Raw genomic sequence first — 17,130 nt, 5'->3', positions numbered from 1 at the left:
CAGATGCCCCCGCACCTGTCGCTTTTCTTATGCTTATGCTTCTGCTTCTATTTTTTCATTCATGTCGCTATACAGATTTCCATCAATTTCACCGGTGATACGGCTCGTCAAAATACCTGAGGTCATGGATCCGCTGACGTTAACAGCTGTGCGTCCCATGTCTATCAGCGGTTCAATTGAGATCAGCAAGCCGGCCAGTGCAACTGGCAGGTCAAGGGCAGATAATACCAGGATCGCTGCGAACGTCGCACCGCCGCCGACCCCTGCCACACCAAAGGAGCTGATCGCTACAATAAGAATGACGGTAAAAATAAATCCTGGTGACAGCGGGTTAATGCCTACAGTCGGAGCAATCATTACCGCCAGCATTGCCGGATAGATTCCAGCACATCCATTTTGGCCAATGGAAAGGCCAAATGACCCGGCAAAGTTTGCAATTCCTTCAGGAACCCCCAGTGACTTTTGTGTTTTAATGTTCAATGGCAATGCACCGGCACTTGTTCTGGATGTAAAGGCAAATGTTAATACAGGAAATGCTTTTTTCATATATGTGATTGGATTTAAACCGCTCATTGTTAAAAGCAGCAGGTGAATCAGGAACATGATGGCAAGTGCCACATAAGAAGCAATAACAAATTTCCCTAAATTTAGAATCGAGTCGAAATCACTCATGGCCACTGTTTTCGTCATAATGGCCAATACTCCGTACGGAGTCAAGCGCAGAATTAATGTGACAACACGCATGATAATTGCATAGAAGGCATCAACAATTTTCGCAAAAAGGTCAGCCTGCTCGGGTGATTTCCGTCTGACACCCAGGTAAGCAATTCCTAAAAAGGCTGCAAAGATAACAACTGAAATGGTGGATGTAGGCCTTGCTCCTGTAAAATCAAGGAATGGATTGGCCGGAAGAAGATCCAGCATCTGCTGTGGGAATGTCCTTCCTTCAATGCCCTGATAGGTTTCTTCCAGCTGCTGGCCGCGGGCTGTCTCTGCATCGCCTCCGCTGATTTGGACTGCCTCCAAGTCAAAGCCGACAGCAGTTGCAATCCCTACAGCGGCAGCAACTGCAGTTGTGCCTACAAGCAGCCCAAGGATAAGCACACTGATTCTTCCAATATTATTAGTTAATTTTAGCTTAGTAAATGCACCTAATATAGAAATGAAGACAAGCGGCATTACAATCATTTGCAGGAATTTGACATAACCCCCGCCTACTAAATTGAACCAGTCTGCAGATTTAGCAATGATCTCAGCACCAGGTCCGTAAATCAGCTGAAGGGCGAAGCCAAACAAAATCCCTAATCCAAGCGCTGTAAACACACGCTTTGAGAATGAAATATGCTTTTGTTGCATAAAGAATAATACGCCTATAAGCAGAAGCATAATGGCAATATTTAAAACTAAAAGTCCTGTACTCATCGGACTGAATCCTCCCCAATAGATGTTTTCATAATGACTTACTATAATACATGTATTCCTATGAGTCAAGTCGGGATTAAAATTTAAATTTTCTTATTATATATTCCATTCTGCCTTGAAAGGTTCAGTGTTTTCCCTTTGATCTGTGCCTAAATTTCAGCGACAATTAGATCACCCGGCAGTTGTATATCTGCCGGGATTAGGTAAATATATCTGTTTAATTGTTTTTCTCTGAAAGAGCCTTTGTTTTTTCAAAACATTGATCCATTGCACTCATTACCGCTGCACGGAACCCAGTTCTCTCCAGTTCGGCAACTGCTTCAATCGTTGCTCCACCTGGAGTACAGACCTCATCCTTTAATTCCGCTGGATGCAGACCCGTTTCCAGCACCATCTTGGCTGCCCCCAAAACAGCCTGTGCGGCGAGCTGATAAGACTGTTCACGGGGCAATCCTGCTTTTACACCGCCATCTGCCAATGCTTCAATGAACATATAGGCATACGCTGGAGAAGAACCGCTTATAGCAGGAATAGCGTCCATCAGCTTTTCTTCCATAAAAGCTGCTCTTCCAATGCATGAAAATATTTTTTCCACTTCCTCCATATCATCTGGAGATACTGATTCATTAACAGAAAGGACGGTCATTCCTTCTCCTACTAATGATGGCGTATTTGGCATGGTCCGTACTGCTCTGACTTTCCGGCCAAATGACTGTTCCAGAAATGATAGGCTGATGCCGGCCGCAATGGTTATGATGATGACATGGGAGCGAAGGCTATCTTTAATCTCATCAATAACTTCCCCATGTGCATCAGGCTTAATAGCCAAAAACAGTATATCCGCTTCTTCCGCTGCTCCAATATTGGAAAGGCGTGTTTGTATATTCCACCTGCTTTTTACATCCTCAAGCGTCTTTTCAGTTCTGGCAGAAGCAATAATCTGGATTGGATTTACCAGATTGGATTTGAGTATTCCTCCAATTATGGCCTGAGCCATTTTTCCGCATCCGATAAAACCGATATTTTTATTCATCAATGCCCACATCCTGTATAGTATTTCCTTTTACTATTATACTGCAGGTATGGTTATGAAAAAATAGCAAAGGGTAAAAACATAAGACACGATACTGCAACACAATAAAATTCTGTTTGGAGAGATTGATCTTGAAAGTTATAAATCCATATGCTCCTCTGCCAGAAAGCTTTTTTCAGCAGCCGACACTACTATTGGCGGAAGCACTGCTGGGCTGCTTATTGATCAAAGAAACGGAAGAGGGAATCGCCTCAGGCTATATCGTTGAGACAGAAGCATATATGGGCCCGGAAGACAGGGCAGCTCACAGCTTTGGGAACAGGAGAACAAAGCGGACCGAAATCATGTTCAATGAACCTGGATTTGTCTACACGTATGTGATGCATACCCATTGTCTGGTTAATGTTGTTAGCGGCCCAAAGGAAAAGCCGGAAGCTGTATTGATCAGGGGAATTGAACCTGTAGATGGGCTTGATTTAATGAAAAAAAGACGAAAAATGGAGGATCTGAAGAACCTCACAAATGGGCCAGGTAAATTAACCAAAGCTCTCGATATTACAATAGATGATTATGGACGGCATTTTACAAGCCCCCCTCTTATGATTGCTAAAGGAATTCCTCCCGGGAAAGTCACACGCGGAAAACGAATCGGAATTGATAATTCCGGTGATGCAAGGAATTATCCCTGGAGATTTTGGATTGCTGAAAACCCTTTTGTTTCACGCAGCAGGAAGTAAGAAGAAGAAATTAATAAACAGCAAACCGGAAAAACTCTTCAGAACAAAGGGTTTTCCGGTAATTTTCTATTGATATTACCTGGAATTCCTCTGCACCCGTGAATGGATCCAGGTTGATAACTGAAACAGCAGCATGCCGGCCAAAGCTGCAATCAGGATATAAGCCCCGGCAAATACTTTAAGGCCCCCTGTGGCCAATCCGGCAATAATTACAGAGAATTCTCCCCTTGATGATAATGATAATCCCGCCTTTAGAGCTTCCTGTTTCGACAGGCCATACCATTGCCCTCCAAAATACCCTGCAGCAAGCTTGTGAATGATGGACCAGATAACAATAATAACCAGAAGACCGAAAGAAGGAATTTCTTCATTAAACTCAAGCGAAAGCCCGAAATTCAAGAAAAAAAACGGAAGAAACAAATTCCTTACGGGAAGTACAACTTCCTCTGTTTTTTCTTTTACCTCCGTTCCGGCAAGAATGATGCCGGCAAGAAATGCGCCAATAACCTCTGATAGCCCCAGAAATACTGCAAATCCGCCATAGGTAATCGCTACTCCGAGAACAAGAATCAAAAAGGAATCTTCATGAGCAACTTTCTTCATCCAATGCTGGGCTTTATGAAGAACTATTCTGCTCATCCAAACTGCAGCGCCAGCAAGAAGAGAAACCTTTAGAAAAATAAACAGAAAATCTGCAGCGGAGAAACTATTTCCGCCGCTCAGCCCAATCAACACGGTCACTAGTATCGGGGCAGTGAGGTCTTCAAAAATCAGAAGAGAGAGCATATATTCAGAGTCTTTATCTTCAAGGCGATTTTTTGATTCCAGCAGCTTAACAGTAATTGAAGAACTGGTTGCATATACAATTCCAGCAATCAATAAAGAGACAAACATGTTTTGACCTGCAGCATAGGCAATTCCCGCAGTCACTCCCACTCCCAGAAAAACATCCAATAGCCCGGATTTCCAGACTTTCCTTCCATTATTCCTTAATTCACCCACAGAGAATTTTGTGCCAAGCAGAAAGAATAACAGAATTAAGCCAATTTCACCTGCAGTTTCAATTACTTTCGCCTCTTTGTAAAATCCAAAAAAACCGATGCAGGTTCCTAAAATAATATAAATAACAATATCAGGAATCCTTAGGATTTTAATCCCGATTATTGCAGTTATATAAAGGGCAATAAAAATGAGCCCAATTGCAAGAGGCATATTCATATTCCGTTTTTCATCCTTTTCTGAAATTGTATTTTTACGGACTATAAATACCCTCTTTGTTTGAATTTCACTCCTGCCAGTTAGATCCAAAATTAGATAGCATTCATTGCGTATTCCCTTCAAGCATTTCTTTCGGTTATATTTGATTTCGGAAGAATGCTTAATTATTTATAAAGAGAAAATTCGACAGGTACCTGGCACCAATAAAATTTGTCGATAAAAAAACAGGCTATTTTACTGGACTTTTTTTATTAAAGCGTTTATTTTACTATAAAAAGGCAATATTCTATGTATAAGTTTCAATAAAACGGAATGGGATGGTGTTACGATGGCAGACAAGAAAAATGTTAAAACTCCCGGCAAAGATCTCAATATTGGTGCGAATGTTTCATTAAACGGCCTGGTAACAGCTGTTTTTGATAATATGGTCCATGTCCAGATTGGTGCTAAGATTGTAACAGTTCATGTAAAAGACCTTTATTCTGGATTAAATAACCCTTTGTTAAAGAACCAGCAGGCTTAAAGTGAAACTTCAATCAGTGAGGGGGCTTTATACTCCCACTGATTATAAGTTGTGGCCCACAGGACGTGGCGTTTTTAGTCTTTGTTCTGCTGGCGGGCCTTTACGGGCAGTTGGACTCCTACTTATCCTTTTTCGATTCCTCTGAGTCTGGAAAAGGGAGGCTTACTGCCCGTTAGACTGCGATAACATCCACCATCTCTAAACATACCTCAGGAGGGGCAGCTCATAAGCTTGCCCCTCCTGTTTTTTAGCATCATCATATTATACCGGCTGTACCTGCTTATTTTCCTTTGCAGCAGGAGCGTAATCTCCAAGCACCTGATAAGCCTTCAAATATGATGTATCTAATAATGATACAGCTTTCAATGATGCCTTAACGATGAAGGCATCTTTTGAAACTTTGCTGATTGTTTCAAATCCTTCAGGCAATCCCCCTTTATCAGCATCACCAAATATAATCCAAACTGCCTGTTCAAGAACAGTCCCTTCCGAGTCGCCTTCCTCAAAGACTGAAGGAATATCGGCTCTGCCAACATGAATCAGATCTTCAATAATTGCGCTGGCTGTCGGGAACATGCCGGCACCAGGACCCTGCAGGCTGATATTCCCGACAATATCCGCATCAATCGAAACTGCATTTTGCACTCCTTCTACTCTGTACAAGGGATGTGCCTCCACTGTCAGGACCGGTTTTACAGTACAGCGGATAGTATCTTTTTCTCTCTGAATCGATGCTACATGTTTAAATTTCAGGCCCAGGGAATCAGCCAAACGGATTTGCTCAATTGTAATATCAGTAATGCCTTCTCTAACAGATGTTTCCTGCGCCGGTGCTTTCCCGAATACCAGCTCGCTCAGAACAACCGCTTTGTAAAAAGCGTCATATCCTTCTATATCATTTTTCGGATCGGCTTCTGCATATCCTTTTTCCTGCGCTATTTTCAGTGCTTCTTCAAATGATAAGTTCTCCTCGCGCATACTTGTCAAAATGAAATTGGATGTGCCATTTAAAATTCCTTCGATCCGTTCAATCTTGTTGGCATTCAGCAGCTGCTTGATAGTCTGAATTATAGGGATCCCGCCTCCGACTGTTGCTTCAAATCCTAATGATACATTATTTTCTTTTGCGAGCCTCGCAAGCTCACTTCCATGGAATGCAAACATCTCCTTATTTGCTGTAATGACATGGCATCCTCTCGATATGGCCTGGCGCAAATACGTATAGCCTGGTTCCCTGCCAACAATGGCATCAATTACGACATCAAGCTTAGGAAGCTCAATAATATCCTGAAAGTCATCAGTTAAAAGCACCTCATCATCAGGCAAAGAATGCTTACTCACATTTTTGACAAGGATGGCCGAGACCTTCACTTCTTTCCCGAATATCGCCTGGAGCCTTCCCTGATGTTTGCTGATCGTTTCATACACTCCTTTTCCAACTGTTCCAAACCCCAATAGCCCAATCGTTATCGCTGACATTTCACATTCCCCCTGGTTAATATTTAAAGTGCAGAAAACTATAAAAACAAAAAACCCCTTCCGTCTATACAGACAAGAAGGGGTTTGAATTTACGTTCCGTTCATTCCGCCTTCTTATCTTCGGAAAATGTATTCCTCTGAATTTGGCACCGTGCATAAATGCTGGTTGCCGAGGCTTCATAGGGTCAGTCCCTCCGCCTCTCTTGATAAGAAGTTTCAAAGTATTCAATTTATATGAATCATAAACATTTATAAGGACTGCGTCAACCTTTTTTGAAAATTATTTTCTTCAAACGCTCTTACTTTCCTCGAAATCTTCAGTAATGATTTCAAGAAAATGCTTAAGAATTCGGGCAGTCAGCCCCCAAATAACCTTATCTTTAAAATAGTAAAATACTTCTTCTACTTTCCTTGCCTGCCAATTGTAATTTTCACCTCCGGCAATCAAGTCAAATGGAAAATTCTCTTCGGGCTCTACTTTAAAATTCACGTGATACATTTCCGGCTTTACTTTTTTTAGAAATGAAAGAGGGACTGTAAAAACTTCTTCCACTTCATCAGGGTTTGGCTTAATCTGGTCCGGATTATGGATAATGCCTGCATAAGGGTAAATAATTTGACCGAAGGAAATCATGTAATCCAGCGGGGACACATCTGTGATGCTGTCTTCATTCACGCCGAGTTCCTCTGAGGTTTCACGGATAGCCGTATGCTCCTCATCCCTATCTTCCGGATCTATTCTCCCGCCCGGGAAACAGACCTCCCCAGGCTGCCTTCTCATTGTAAGTGAACGCACTTCAAAAAGGACATGTACCTCATTATTTATCTCAACCAACGGAAGCAAAATAGCGAATTTCGAAAATCGCTCACTCCCTAAAATGACTGGGGTCCTGTTACTTAACCTTTTAGCCAGTTTCTCAATCTCCATCTACCCACCTCCAGCAGCAATTCCAATTTATTGGCTATTATCTTTATCATACTGTATTTACTTTGTTTTATTAATTCATATGGCTTGTACCATGTAATGATTCAGGATAGTTTATTCCTTTGTTGACTGTCTGCCCTTCAAAAGAAAAAGAAAGTTTCTCCTCCTGCAATTCAGGGAAATTAGAAAATATAATATGACCTTAGGAGTGAAAATATGAAGAAAAATATATTAGTAGGCGGGTATGATACTCAGGAAGATCTTAAAGTTGCTATTGAAGGGGCCTTGTCAAACGGGTATCAGAAAGACAACCTTGTGATTGTCTCAAAAGATGGAGCGAACCTCGAAAGCTTTGCAGACAATCATGGAGTGAACTTGCGAATAGTCGGATCCCAGGAGCTCGGCAATCAGCGCTTTCTTGATTCAGTGAAAGCCCTTTTTATGGGAGAAGATCCAGCCACAAGTTCAGGAATGGATCCTAATAAAAAAGATGGTACACGGTTTGATGAACATGACTTGGATAAATACGCAAGCATGGTATTTGATGGAAAGTATGTCTTAATCGCGGACTACTATGGGAACTATCCCAATTCCCAGGAGGACAATCAAAGGATCAATGCTGAAGACCCAGAAGGGTATCTCGAAAGCGCTTCAGCCCGGGAAGCTGTCCATGAATCAGATATCAAGACACTGGCAGATAAAACTGGTTACACATGTGCTCTCAATAATCAGGATAATGATCCTGTTCACATTTCACCCAAGTCTGCCGATGTGAAAACCAGTGCTGAATTTAACAGGGATGAACGATATACGAAGGAAAGGCTCTAATAGCAGAAGACCCCCGTTTGGGGTCTTTTTTTTTGGAATAAAAAAGAGAGGTTCCCCTCTCTTAAGCATACTTCTTCTTATCTTCCTCCTGTTTGAAGAAACTCTTCATCGCATGGAATACATCTGCTTTTTGCTTAAGGATATAATAGCGGAAATCCTCATTTTTAATATTTTTATAGGCTGACATCAGGGTCGAATGGCGGTTATACTGGTTAACTTCACCATATCCGAACATATTGGACACCTTCATCAGGTCTTCCACCAGCTTTACACAGCGGGCGTTGTCAGAGGTCAGGTTATCACCGTCTGAGAAGTGGAAAGGGTAAATATTATATTTGCGCGGGTCGTATTTGACCTCAATCAGTTCAAGCGCTTTACGATAGGCAGATGAACAGATGGTTCCCCCGCTTTCTCCTTTTGAGAAAAAGTCCTCTTCTGAAACAACCTTTGCTTCAGTATGGTGGGCAATAAATTCAATCTCGACTGTCTCATATTTAGTTCTCAGGAAGCGTGTCATCCAGAAGAAAAAGCTTCTGGCCATATACTTTTCCCAGATCCCCATCGAGCCGCTCGTATCCATCATAGCAAGCACAACAGCCTTTGAATCAGGCTTTACAATTTCATTCCAGGTCTTAAACTTCAAATCTTCCTTATAAATAGGGTGGAACGCTGCTTTTCCACTCATTGCATTACGCTTAAATGCCGACATCATGGTGCGTTTCTTATCAATATTGCCCATTAATCCAGTCTTTCTGATATCATTAAATTCGATGTCCTCTACCAGGTTTTCATCCTGCTCTTTTCTTTTTAAATTAGGCAATTCCAATTGTTTAAATAAAGCTTCTTCAATTTCCATCAGTGATACTTCTGCTTCAAAATAATCCTCGCCTGCCTGGTCGCCTGCTCCTTGCCCCTTTCCGGGTCCTTTCTGGCTGCCGGATCCATCACGTGCCACTACATCTCCAATCTGGCTATCTCCATCGCCTTGGCCGACATGTTTGTTTTTATCATAGTTATAACGGATTTTGTATTCATCCAATGAGCGAATCGGAATTTTCACTACTTCCCGCCCATTCGACATTACAATGTTTTCTTCCGTTATCAAATCAGGCAAATTGTTGCGGATTGCTTCCTGGACTTTATCCTGATGACGCTGCTGGTCATCATAGCCTTTGCGATGGAGGGACCAATCTTCTTGGGAAATTACAAACTGATGGTTATTGACATTCGTCATGTTAACCCCTCCTTTTAAATTCAATTTCACACATTACAGCTTTCCAACATACAATATCGCGAGTGTCAAAAAAGATGAAACATCCCCAATTCAGCAGTCTGCCTTACTTTCATAGACTCATTTCCCGGCAGCAAATTTGTTATTAATGCACCAATACAAAGAAATGTTTATTACTCTATCATATGCGAGAAGACAAAATAATTTACAAATAATTTTGACAATAAGACATTCGCATCATCTTTTGGACAAGCCCATTTTTTAATATGGGGATTTGCCTAAATAAACAAAATAAACCTCCGCGTTTAGCGAAGGTTCTTGTCCTTGTTTTTATGCTGAATGGGATCGGGATATTTATCATAATCCTCTTTTAATTCTTTATTGGTCCGCAAATTCTCCATTTGCTTTCCCAGATTTTCCATTTCTTCAATATTCTCTGCCATTGAGCTGTTTCTCGGTGTATAATCCTTATCTAATTCTTTCTTTTTCATGAATATCACCTCTGCTTTATTTATACCCTGTGTTGGGCTTATCTAAACTTTTAGGCAGGTTCTGCTGCATAAAGATGGCCAGGCGAAAATAGGATTATACTAAAGGGGGGATCTTTATGAGCGAAATCCTTTGCTGCAGCTGGTGCGGTGAATTATCACTGTATGATCGGACCGTTTATCTTGAGAACAAGCCGATTTGTCCGGAATGCCAGAAAAAAAAGAAAAAAGCTGCACTTAAAATAGAGAAAAATTGATGAAGAGGCTTTCGGAGCCTCTTTTTTATATGGGTATTTTTCATTAAATCTATCAATTACACCACAGTCTTTTCTCCATCAACCGCAAAAATAAGCCTGGCAGCAACTCTGCCAGGCTCTTCTTTTTAACGATTCAGCAAGCTTCCCACATAGCGGAGCAGTTCGTTTGCTGATGTTGAGTTATAGCCATGTTCGTCAATTAATCTTGCTACAACTTCATTCACCTTCTTCAGCTGCTGCTCATCCGGCGTTTTTGAAGATGTGGTGATCTTCACCACATCTTTCAGGTCAGCGAAAAGCTTCTTCTGGATTGCTTCACGCAGACGGTCATGCGAATTATAGTCAAAGCGCTTGCCTTTTCTTGCGTAAGCTGAGATGCGGATGAGGATTTCCTCCCTGAATGCTTTCTTCGCATTCTCGGAGATGCCGATCTGTTCTTCGATTGAGCGCATCAGCTTTTCATCCGGACTGATTTCCTCACCGGTTAATGGGTCGCGCAGCTTCGCTTTATTGCAGTATGCTTCAACATTATCAAGATAGTTTTCCATAAGCGTTTTCGCAGATTCTTCATAAGAATAAACAAATGCCTTTTGTACTTCTTTCTTCGCAATATCATCATACTCTTTGCGGGCCAGAGAAATAAAGTTCAGGTATCTTTCCTTCAGCTCTGGAGTAATGGATGGATGCTGATCCAATCCTTCTTTAAGCGACCGCAATACATCCAGCGCATTGATGCTTGTGATATTTTTGCGGATGATTGTAGAAGAGATCCTGTTGATGACATAGCGCGGATCAATACCGCTCATGCCTTCATCTGCATGCTCTTTTTTCAATTCTTCCACATCAGCCCTGTTATAGCCTTCAACGCTCTCTCCATCATACAAACGCATTTTTTTAACTAAATCTATATCGCCTTTTTTCGGATCTTTCATACGGGTTAAAATCGTAAACATCGCTGCAACCCTCAAGGTATGCGGTGCAATGTGCACATTGGAAACATCGCTTTCACGAATCATTTTATCGTAAATCTTCTCTTCCTCTGAAACCTTTAAATTATATGGGATTGGCATAACAATTATCCTGGAATGCAGTGCTTCATTCTTTTTATTGGAAATGAATGAACGATACTCTGTTTCATTCGTGTGAGCGACAATTAGCTCATCTGCCGAAATCAGAGCGAAGCGTCCAGCTTTAAAGTTGCCTTCCTGAGTCAGGGACAATAAATGCCATAAAAACTTCTCGTCGCACTTCAGCATTTCCTGGAATTCCATCATACCGCGGTTTGCCTTATTTAGTTCTCCATCAAAACGATAGGCACGAGGATCTGATTCTGAACCATATTCAGCAATGGTTGAAAAGTCAATGCTTCCAGTCAGATCGGCAATATCCTGTGATTTTGGATCTGAAGGGCTGAAAGTTCCGATCCCTACCCTTCGGTCTTCCGAGAAAATGATCCTTTCAATCAAAACATCCTCAATGCGGCCGCCATATTCCTGCTCAAGACGCATGCTATTCAGTGGCGATAAATTTCCTTCAATTCTAATTCCATATTCGTCATAGAAATCCTTTCGGAGATGGTGCGGGATTAAATGAAGCGGATCTTCATGCATCGGGCAACCCTTAATAGCATAGACCGCTCCCCTATCAGAATGAGAATATAGTTCCAAACCTCTTTTTAGCATCGTCACTAATGTTGATTTACCGCCGCTGACCGGACCCATTAATAAAAGGATCCTTTTGCGGACATCAAGGCGTTTGGCTGCCGGATGGAAATACTCTTCCACTAACCTTTCCAAAGCTTCTTCTAATCCAAAGAGCTGATTGCTGAAAAACTGATATCTTTTTTGCCCCTTCACTTCTTCCACACCGGCATCTTTAATCATGCTATATACCCGTGAATGTGCTGACTGGGCAACCCATGGCTTCTCTTTAATAATTTCTAAATACTCTCCAAAAGTCCCTTCCCATTTAAGCTTTTCCTCTTCGTGTCTGTACATCTCAATTTTTTTTAGAATATCCATAAGGACCTCCCCCTGTCGCATTATCAGAGACGATTAATATACTCTATGCGCCCCGGCAATCGAACATGCGTAAACTATTGAGAGTTTGGTTTGTACTTTTTACGGGGATATTTATTAGAAATACTTTGCTGCGGTCTCTGACTGTAAAAAAAACTCCTTACTTTTCATTCACAGTTATTCATTTTTGGGCTATAATAAGCTTATATTTACATGCTTGCCTATTGAGATACCGCTAAAGGAGGATTACATATACATGGGTACAATTATTATTATCGGTGTAATGGTTGCTTTCCTTGCTGCTATTTTCACTGCTGGTTATGATGACAAGCCAGGCGTGAGCAAAAAATAAGCTGCTGATCAATTCAGCAGCTTTTTTCTTATTTGTAGGACAGACTCTTGGTGTCCAATATACCCCTACCTTATATCCATCTTTTTCTTCTGTACAAAATCCTTCATATACATTCGTGTCTGCTTTTCAAGCATGCCGGCGATTTGGCCAGTCCATGTGTCCTTCCGCTTGCCGCCCGTACGCTCACCATAGTACTCGGAAATGATTTGATTATACACTTCCAGCTCTTCTCGGTAGGCAGTTTCATCCTGCTTATATTCATTTTCATGGTATATGTGCTGAAGAGGAAGCCTCGGCTTTTTATCGTTCTTTTTGGAAGGATAGCCAACAGCCAGTCCAAACAAAGGAATCACGCGATCCGGTGTCTTTAAAAGTTCAGCTACTCCCTCAAGATTGTTTCTTATTCCGCCAATATAGCAGATTCCCAATCCCAGCGATTCAGCAGCAACGGCAGCATTCTGAGCAGCCAATGCTGCATCAATGACAGCCACCATAAATTTCTCTGTGCTTTCAATGGAAGGAATTACATTGATATTTTCCATTTGTCCCATGACTTCATGACGATGCAAATCAGCACAAAAAACAAAAAAATGGCCATTTTCTGCTACATAATTCTGATTGCCTGCAAATTCAGCAAGTTTCGCTTTCTTCACATTATCGGTAAGACCGATTATTGAATAGGCTTGAACAAAACTTGAGGTGGACGCGGCTTGAGCAGAAAGTATAATCGTTTCTATCTGCTCCCTGGAAAGCGGCTTGTCCTCAAAGTGGCGCACGGAGCGATGGTCCATCAGCAAATTGGTCACTTCATTCATCACATCTCATCCTTTCCATATGTACTTTTTCATTTTACCCAGATAGGAAAGTTTTCTCCAAAGGAAAAGGCCCGAAAAATTTCAGGCCAGCTGTTTCCTATTTTAAATGCAAGTAATCCTGCTGCCGCAGTGCTTCATAAACCAGAATGGCTGCAGCGTTTGATAAATTAAGGGAACGGACTTTATCGTTTATTGGTACCCTTAATGCACGCTCTTTGTTGGTTTCAATGATATTCTTCGGAAGACCCGTCGTTTCTTTGCCAAAAATAAAATAATAATCCTTTCCTACATTGCTGTAATCGAAAGTGGAATGCGGCATGGTGCCATACTTCGTTAAGTAGAAGTATTCACCGCCTTTGCTGCTATTAAAGAAATCGTCCAATGATTCATGATAGACGATCTTTACAAATTGCCAATAATCCAGACCTGCACGCTTCAGCATTTTATCTTCTGTCGAAAAGCCAAGCGGCCGGATCAGATGCAATGTCGTATCAGTAGCCGCACAAGTACGGGCTATATTACCGGTGTTTGCCGGAATTTCCGGCTGATATAATACTACATGCAATCCCACTTTTTTCACCTCTAAATTAATTCTGCATGTGTTATTATATCACTTTGATATCACCATACAAATTACTGATCATCAGTTATAGACAAAAATTTATATTTAATATTCGGTGTATAGGCTGTTGAATCTTCATAAGCCCAATAACGCATTCGGCTGTTATAAGTATGGGCATTGACCAGCGGCATTCCTGAGGCATCTTTCCCCGTCACGATCGTTGTATGGTCAAATCGCCCGTCTCCCTGAAAATCATAGCAAATGACATCTCCAATTAAGAGCTGATCCGGACTCGAGACTTCCTCCGCTCTTAACCCCGAATTCGAACTCGGCAGATACCACCGCAAAGAATTTGCAACCGTCCAGCTGTAGCTCCAATTCCCGCTTCTCATCCACCATCCTTTTCCGCGGTTAGGAAACCCTCTCATCGGTCCGCCGCCTACATGAAGACACTGGGAAATATAATTCGTGCAATCCACTTCAAATTTTTTATAAGCCGGATTATAGCTGTTCCACCATTTTTCTGCATACTGCACTGCCTTCATGCGGTCATACTCATACTCTATCCTTTCTTCCTCTCCATATTCACGGTCAGGAGACGCTTCAGCTTTTTGAATATCCTTAAAAGGGTTTTTCTCCCGATCCTCGACAAACACTCCTTTATAAAAGTCGGCTGTGCGCTCTTCAATTTCTTCTTCCATAAAGAATATGCCTTTTTGCTTAATTAAATATTTAAAGTGAACTCTGTATTCAACCTGCTTCATATCATCCTTCTCCCTGCCGACCGTGATCACTTTTCCGGTTGCCTGGGCTTTAACAATCTCACCGGACCTGCCGGAAAGTGATTCTTTCTTCTTTTCAATCTTAGGGCAGGTATGAATTGAACCTCTTGAATGGGAAACGCACTGCTGCACTCTTTTTATTAACAGCTCCTGAAGCTGGTCCCTCACGCATCTCACTCCTCTCCTATTCCATACATATGAGACGAAGCTGAGGACTTTGCTTAATTTTTCGTGCAATATATTAGTAAGTCAGCCGGGCTGACCAGTTTCTCTATTTGTCCATAAAAAAAGAGGGAGATTCCTCCCTCATCATTGTTCTATAAAACTTAAACCTTTTTCAATCTCAGAAACGACCTCTCCGTCTTTTTCCTGCTGCGACGCCTGTTCCAGGGCAGCCAGTGATTTCTCACCGCCAATTTTCCCGAGTGCCCATGCAGCCGTTCCACGGATCACCGGCCGAGGATCTTCTGTCATGACTTTAATCAGATCTTCTACAGCTGTTTCGTCTTTGTAGTGAGCCAAGGCGATAATGGCATTTCGCTGGATCGGCTTTTTCCCTCTCCAGGAGCCTGAAACCGGGCCATATTTTTCTTTAAATTCCCGGTTGCTGATAAATAGGAGCGGCCTTAAAAGCGGCTTTGCCACTTCGGGATCCGGCTCCATTTCTTCGTGCAAATGAAAATCCTTGCCTTTATTTTCAGGGCATACAGTTTGACAGGTATCACACCCGTACAGTCTATTTCCTAGTTTTTCCCTATACGGCTCTGCAAGAAAGCCTTTTGTCTGTGTCAAAAACGCGATGCACTTCTGTGCATCAAGCTGACCTCCCTGGATTAAAGCTCCAGTCGGACAGACGTCAACACATTTTTTGCAGCTTCCGCATCTGTCTTCCATTGGTTTATCCGGTTCAAAAGGCAGGTTCGTTATCATTTCTCCGAGATAAACATAGGATCCGAATTCGGGTGTAATAATGGAACAGTTTTTGCCGCTCCAGCCAATTCCGGCACGCTGCGCTACAGCCCGGTCAACCAGTTCACCTGTATCCACCATGGATTTGCATAACGCCTCAGGGATTTTTGATTGGATGAAGCGCTCAAGCTTTTGAAGACGTTCCCTCAGGATATGATGATAATCTTTACCCCATGAAGCGCGGCAGAAAATTCCTCTTCGCTCACCTCTTTTGCTGACAACTCTGACCTTCATTTTGGAAGGGTAAGCAACAGCAATTGAGATAATGGATCTGGGTTTGTCCATTAGCAGGCCCGGATTCACCCTCTTCTCAATATCAGGCTCTTCAAATCCTGATTGATATTGAAGTTCCTGCTGGCGAATCAGTCTATTTTTCATCTCATCAAAAGTGCTGGCTGCTGTAAAACCGATTTTATCTATGCCAATTGTTTTGCTGTATTCAATAACTTCCTGCTTGAATTGGGAAAAATCCATTGTATAACCTCCTTTCGTGAAAATTTAATTTATATGAAAACAAGCTGTATCAATGCCGGTGATAGATACCGGAAAGTCTTTAATTTATTGAATCACCGCTTATTATGATAAACTATTTTAAAGTAATTTTGGAGGTGGAAAGCTTGGAAATTACGATTGCTCCCGAGTTGTGCAGGTTATTTCCCCAATTTAAAATTGGATTCATTACATATAAAAATATAGAAGTCGGACAATCTCCTCAAATGGTAAAGGGCAGACTCCAATTATTTCAGGAATCAATTTATTTTGACTTAGAGGACAAGAGTGTTACAGAACTTGAGGGGATCAAGGAATGGAGACAGATTTTCAAAACAGCAGGCAAGGATCCAAATCGGTACCGTCACTCTGCAGAAGCACTGTACAGAAGAATTAAAAAACAAAATTATCTGCAGCCGGTCAACAGCTCCATAGATATTAACAACTTCTTTTCCCTCGAATATCAAATACCGATTGGCGTGTATGACGCCGATAAGCTTTCAGGTAATCTGACTATCAGGTTAGGCAAAGAAGGCGAAGAATATAACGGTTTAAACGGAAGACCCAACTCACTTGCCAATTTAATTATTAGTGAAGATGCGGCAGGGCCATTTGGCAGTCCGTTTGTCGACTCAGAAAGGTCAGCGGTGACAGAGCAGACTAATAATGCCGTTCAAATCGTTTATTTGCGCCCTTCTCTGGAAATGGAAAAGGCTGAAAAAATGGTTGATTCTTTAATGAACATGTACACTCAAGTACATGGCGGAGAAGGAGCCTCTAAGGTAATTGGATGTTAAACAAGTTTCAAAAAATCGAGTGGTATCCTCGGATGCCACCCGATTCTTTTTGCTTAATAGCCAAGGAAAATGAAAAAACGCAATACCTCGTTCTTTTTGAACGAAACACTGCGTTGGCTATGTATGGAGCGGGTGAAGGGAATCGAACCCTCATCATCAGCTTGGAAGGCTGAGGTTTTACCACTAAACTACACCCGCATTTGTG

Annotated in this window: 17 protein-coding genes, 1 tRNA gene and 1 riboswitch; of the genes, 5 read left to right on the top strand and 13 right to left on the bottom strand. The window is 41.9% G+C overall.

From position 1 onward, the window contains the following. Positions 1 to 33 precede the first annotated feature (33 nt). Complete coding sequence (locus ACXAD1_RS04640; RefSeq protein ID WP_474909582.1) at positions 34 to 1,422, bottom strand: L-cystine transporter; 1,389 nt, start codon at positions 1,420 to 1,422, stop codon at positions 34 to 36. A gap of 217 nt (positions 1,423 to 1,639) precedes the next feature. After that, positions 1,640 to 2,455 carry a pyrroline-5-carboxylate reductase gene (gene proC, locus ACXAD1_RS04635; RefSeq protein ID WP_474909581.1) on the bottom strand — a complete coding sequence of 272 codons (816 nt, stop codon included), beginning with the start codon at positions 2,453 to 2,455 and terminating at the stop codon, positions 1,640 to 1,642. A 140-nt stretch (positions 2,456 to 2,595) separates the two neighbouring features. On the opposite strand from proC, the gene ACXAD1_RS04630 reads away from it, so the two are divergent. Continuing rightward, entirely contained in the window at positions 2,596 to 3,192 is a 597-nt protein-coding gene (locus ACXAD1_RS04630) for a DNA-3-methyladenine glycosylase (protein WP_474911286.1), read from the top strand. 75 nt (positions 3,193 to 3,267) lie between these two features. Here ACXAD1_RS04630 and ACXAD1_RS04625 read toward each other — a convergent pair whose 3' ends face one another. Beyond that, complete coding sequence (locus ACXAD1_RS04625; RefSeq protein WP_474909580.1) at positions 3,268 to 4,410, bottom strand: cation:proton antiporter; 1,143 nt, start codon at positions 4,408 to 4,410, stop codon at positions 3,268 to 3,270. Between the two features lie 328 nt (positions 4,411 to 4,738). Here ACXAD1_RS04625 and ACXAD1_RS04620 point away from each other — a divergent pair, with 328 nt between their 5' ends. Then, the gene (locus ACXAD1_RS04620) at positions 4,739 to 4,933 is read left to right on the top strand and encodes a hypothetical protein (RefSeq protein WP_206834788.1); all 195 of its coding nucleotides are present in this window, start codon (positions 4,739 to 4,741) and stop codon (positions 4,931 to 4,933) included. A 261-nt stretch (positions 4,934 to 5,194) separates the two neighbouring features. Here ACXAD1_RS04620 and ACXAD1_RS04615 read toward each other — a convergent pair whose 3' ends face one another. Together ACXAD1_RS04615 and ACXAD1_RS04610 are read right to left on the bottom strand one after the other, a co-directional pair. Beyond that, on the bottom strand, positions 5,195 to 6,412 hold the full coding sequence (locus tag ACXAD1_RS04615; protein WP_370221512.1) for a homoserine dehydrogenase: 1,218 nt from the start codon (positions 6,410 to 6,412) through the stop codon (positions 5,195 to 5,197). Between the two features lie 111 nt (positions 6,413 to 6,523). Next, positions 6,524 to 6,625: riboswitch (SAM riboswitch) on the bottom strand. Positions 6,626 to 6,701: 76 nt separating this feature from the next. Beyond that, positions 6,702 to 7,340 (bottom strand): NUDIX hydrolase, encoded by a 639-nt coding sequence (locus tag ACXAD1_RS04610; protein ID WP_206834782.1) that lies wholly within the window; start codon positions 7,338 to 7,340, stop codon positions 6,702 to 6,704. A 213-nt stretch (positions 7,341 to 7,553) separates the two neighbouring features. On the opposite strand from ACXAD1_RS04610, the gene ACXAD1_RS04605 reads away from it, so the two are divergent. Continuing rightward, positions 7,554 to 8,165: a general stress protein gene (locus ACXAD1_RS04605; RefSeq protein ID WP_474909579.1), complete on the top strand. Its 612-nt coding sequence runs from the start codon at positions 7,554 to 7,556 to the stop codon at positions 8,163 to 8,165. Between the two features lie 61 nt (positions 8,166 to 8,226). Here the strand turns inward: ACXAD1_RS04605 and yhbH are convergent, their stop codons facing one another. Together yhbH and ACXAD1_RS04595 are read right to left on the bottom strand one after the other, a co-directional pair. Then, a complete protein-coding gene (gene yhbH / locus ACXAD1_RS04600; protein ID WP_206834777.1) occupies positions 8,227 to 9,399 on the bottom strand; it encodes a sporulation protein YhbH in 1,173 nt (390 codons plus the stop codon). Positions 9,400 to 9,701: 302 nt separating this feature from the next. After that, positions 9,702 to 9,887, bottom strand: a complete 186-nt coding sequence (locus tag ACXAD1_RS04595) for a hypothetical protein (RefSeq protein WP_113883540.1) — start codon at positions 9,885 to 9,887, stop codon at positions 9,702 to 9,704. 116 nt (positions 9,888 to 10,003) lie between these two features. Between ACXAD1_RS04595 and ACXAD1_RS04590 the strand changes: the two genes are divergently transcribed. Further along, entirely contained in the window at positions 10,004 to 10,141 is a 138-nt protein-coding gene (locus tag ACXAD1_RS04590) for a hypothetical protein (RefSeq protein ID WP_206834775.1), read from the top strand. A gap of 125 nt (positions 10,142 to 10,266) precedes the next feature. Here ACXAD1_RS04590 and ACXAD1_RS04585 read toward each other — a convergent pair whose 3' ends face one another. From ACXAD1_RS04585 to queG, 5 genes are all read right to left on the bottom strand, one after another. Then, on the bottom strand, positions 10,267 to 12,162 hold the full coding sequence (locus tag ACXAD1_RS04585; RefSeq protein ID WP_206834774.1) for a PrkA family serine protein kinase: 1,896 nt from the start codon (positions 12,160 to 12,162) through the stop codon (positions 10,267 to 10,269). A 414-nt stretch (positions 12,163 to 12,576) separates the two neighbouring features. Then, positions 12,577 to 13,326, bottom strand: a complete 750-nt coding sequence (gene nfsA, locus ACXAD1_RS04580; RefSeq protein WP_474909578.1) for an oxygen-insensitive NADPH nitroreductase — start codon at positions 13,324 to 13,326, stop codon at positions 12,577 to 12,579. A gap of 97 nt (positions 13,327 to 13,423) precedes the next feature. After that, on the bottom strand, positions 13,424 to 13,897 hold the full coding sequence (gene trmL, locus ACXAD1_RS04575; RefSeq protein WP_474909577.1) for a tRNA (uridine(34)/cytosine(34)/5-carboxymethylaminomethyluridine(34)-2'-O)-methyltransferase TrmL: 474 nt from the start codon (positions 13,895 to 13,897) through the stop codon (positions 13,424 to 13,426). 62 nt (positions 13,898 to 13,959) lie between these two features. After that, positions 13,960 to 14,838 (bottom strand): amidase domain-containing protein, encoded by an 879-nt coding sequence (locus ACXAD1_RS04570; protein WP_206834766.1) that lies wholly within the window; start codon positions 14,836 to 14,838, stop codon positions 13,960 to 13,962. A 141-nt stretch (positions 14,839 to 14,979) separates the two neighbouring features. Then, the gene (gene queG / locus ACXAD1_RS04565; RefSeq protein WP_474909576.1) at positions 14,980 to 16,113 is read right to left on the bottom strand and encodes a tRNA epoxyqueuosine(34) reductase QueG; all 1,134 of its coding nucleotides are present in this window, start codon (positions 16,111 to 16,113) and stop codon (positions 14,980 to 14,982) included. A 143-nt stretch (positions 16,114 to 16,256) separates the two neighbouring features. Here queG and ACXAD1_RS04560 point away from each other — a divergent pair, with 143 nt between their 5' ends. Next, the gene (locus ACXAD1_RS04560; protein WP_474909575.1) at positions 16,257 to 16,925 is read left to right on the top strand and encodes a B3/B4 domain-containing protein; all 669 of its coding nucleotides are present in this window, start codon (positions 16,257 to 16,259) and stop codon (positions 16,923 to 16,925) included. A gap of 124 nt (positions 16,926 to 17,049) precedes the next feature. Here ACXAD1_RS04560 and ACXAD1_RS04555 read toward each other — a convergent pair. Next, positions 17,050 to 17,123, bottom strand: a tRNA-Gly gene (locus tag ACXAD1_RS04555). Positions 17,124 to 17,130: the final 7 nt, after the last annotated feature.

The organism is Cytobacillus sp. ABV4_503, assembly GCF_056158445.1.
This window is presented reverse-complemented; position numbering and strand designations above follow the sequence as displayed.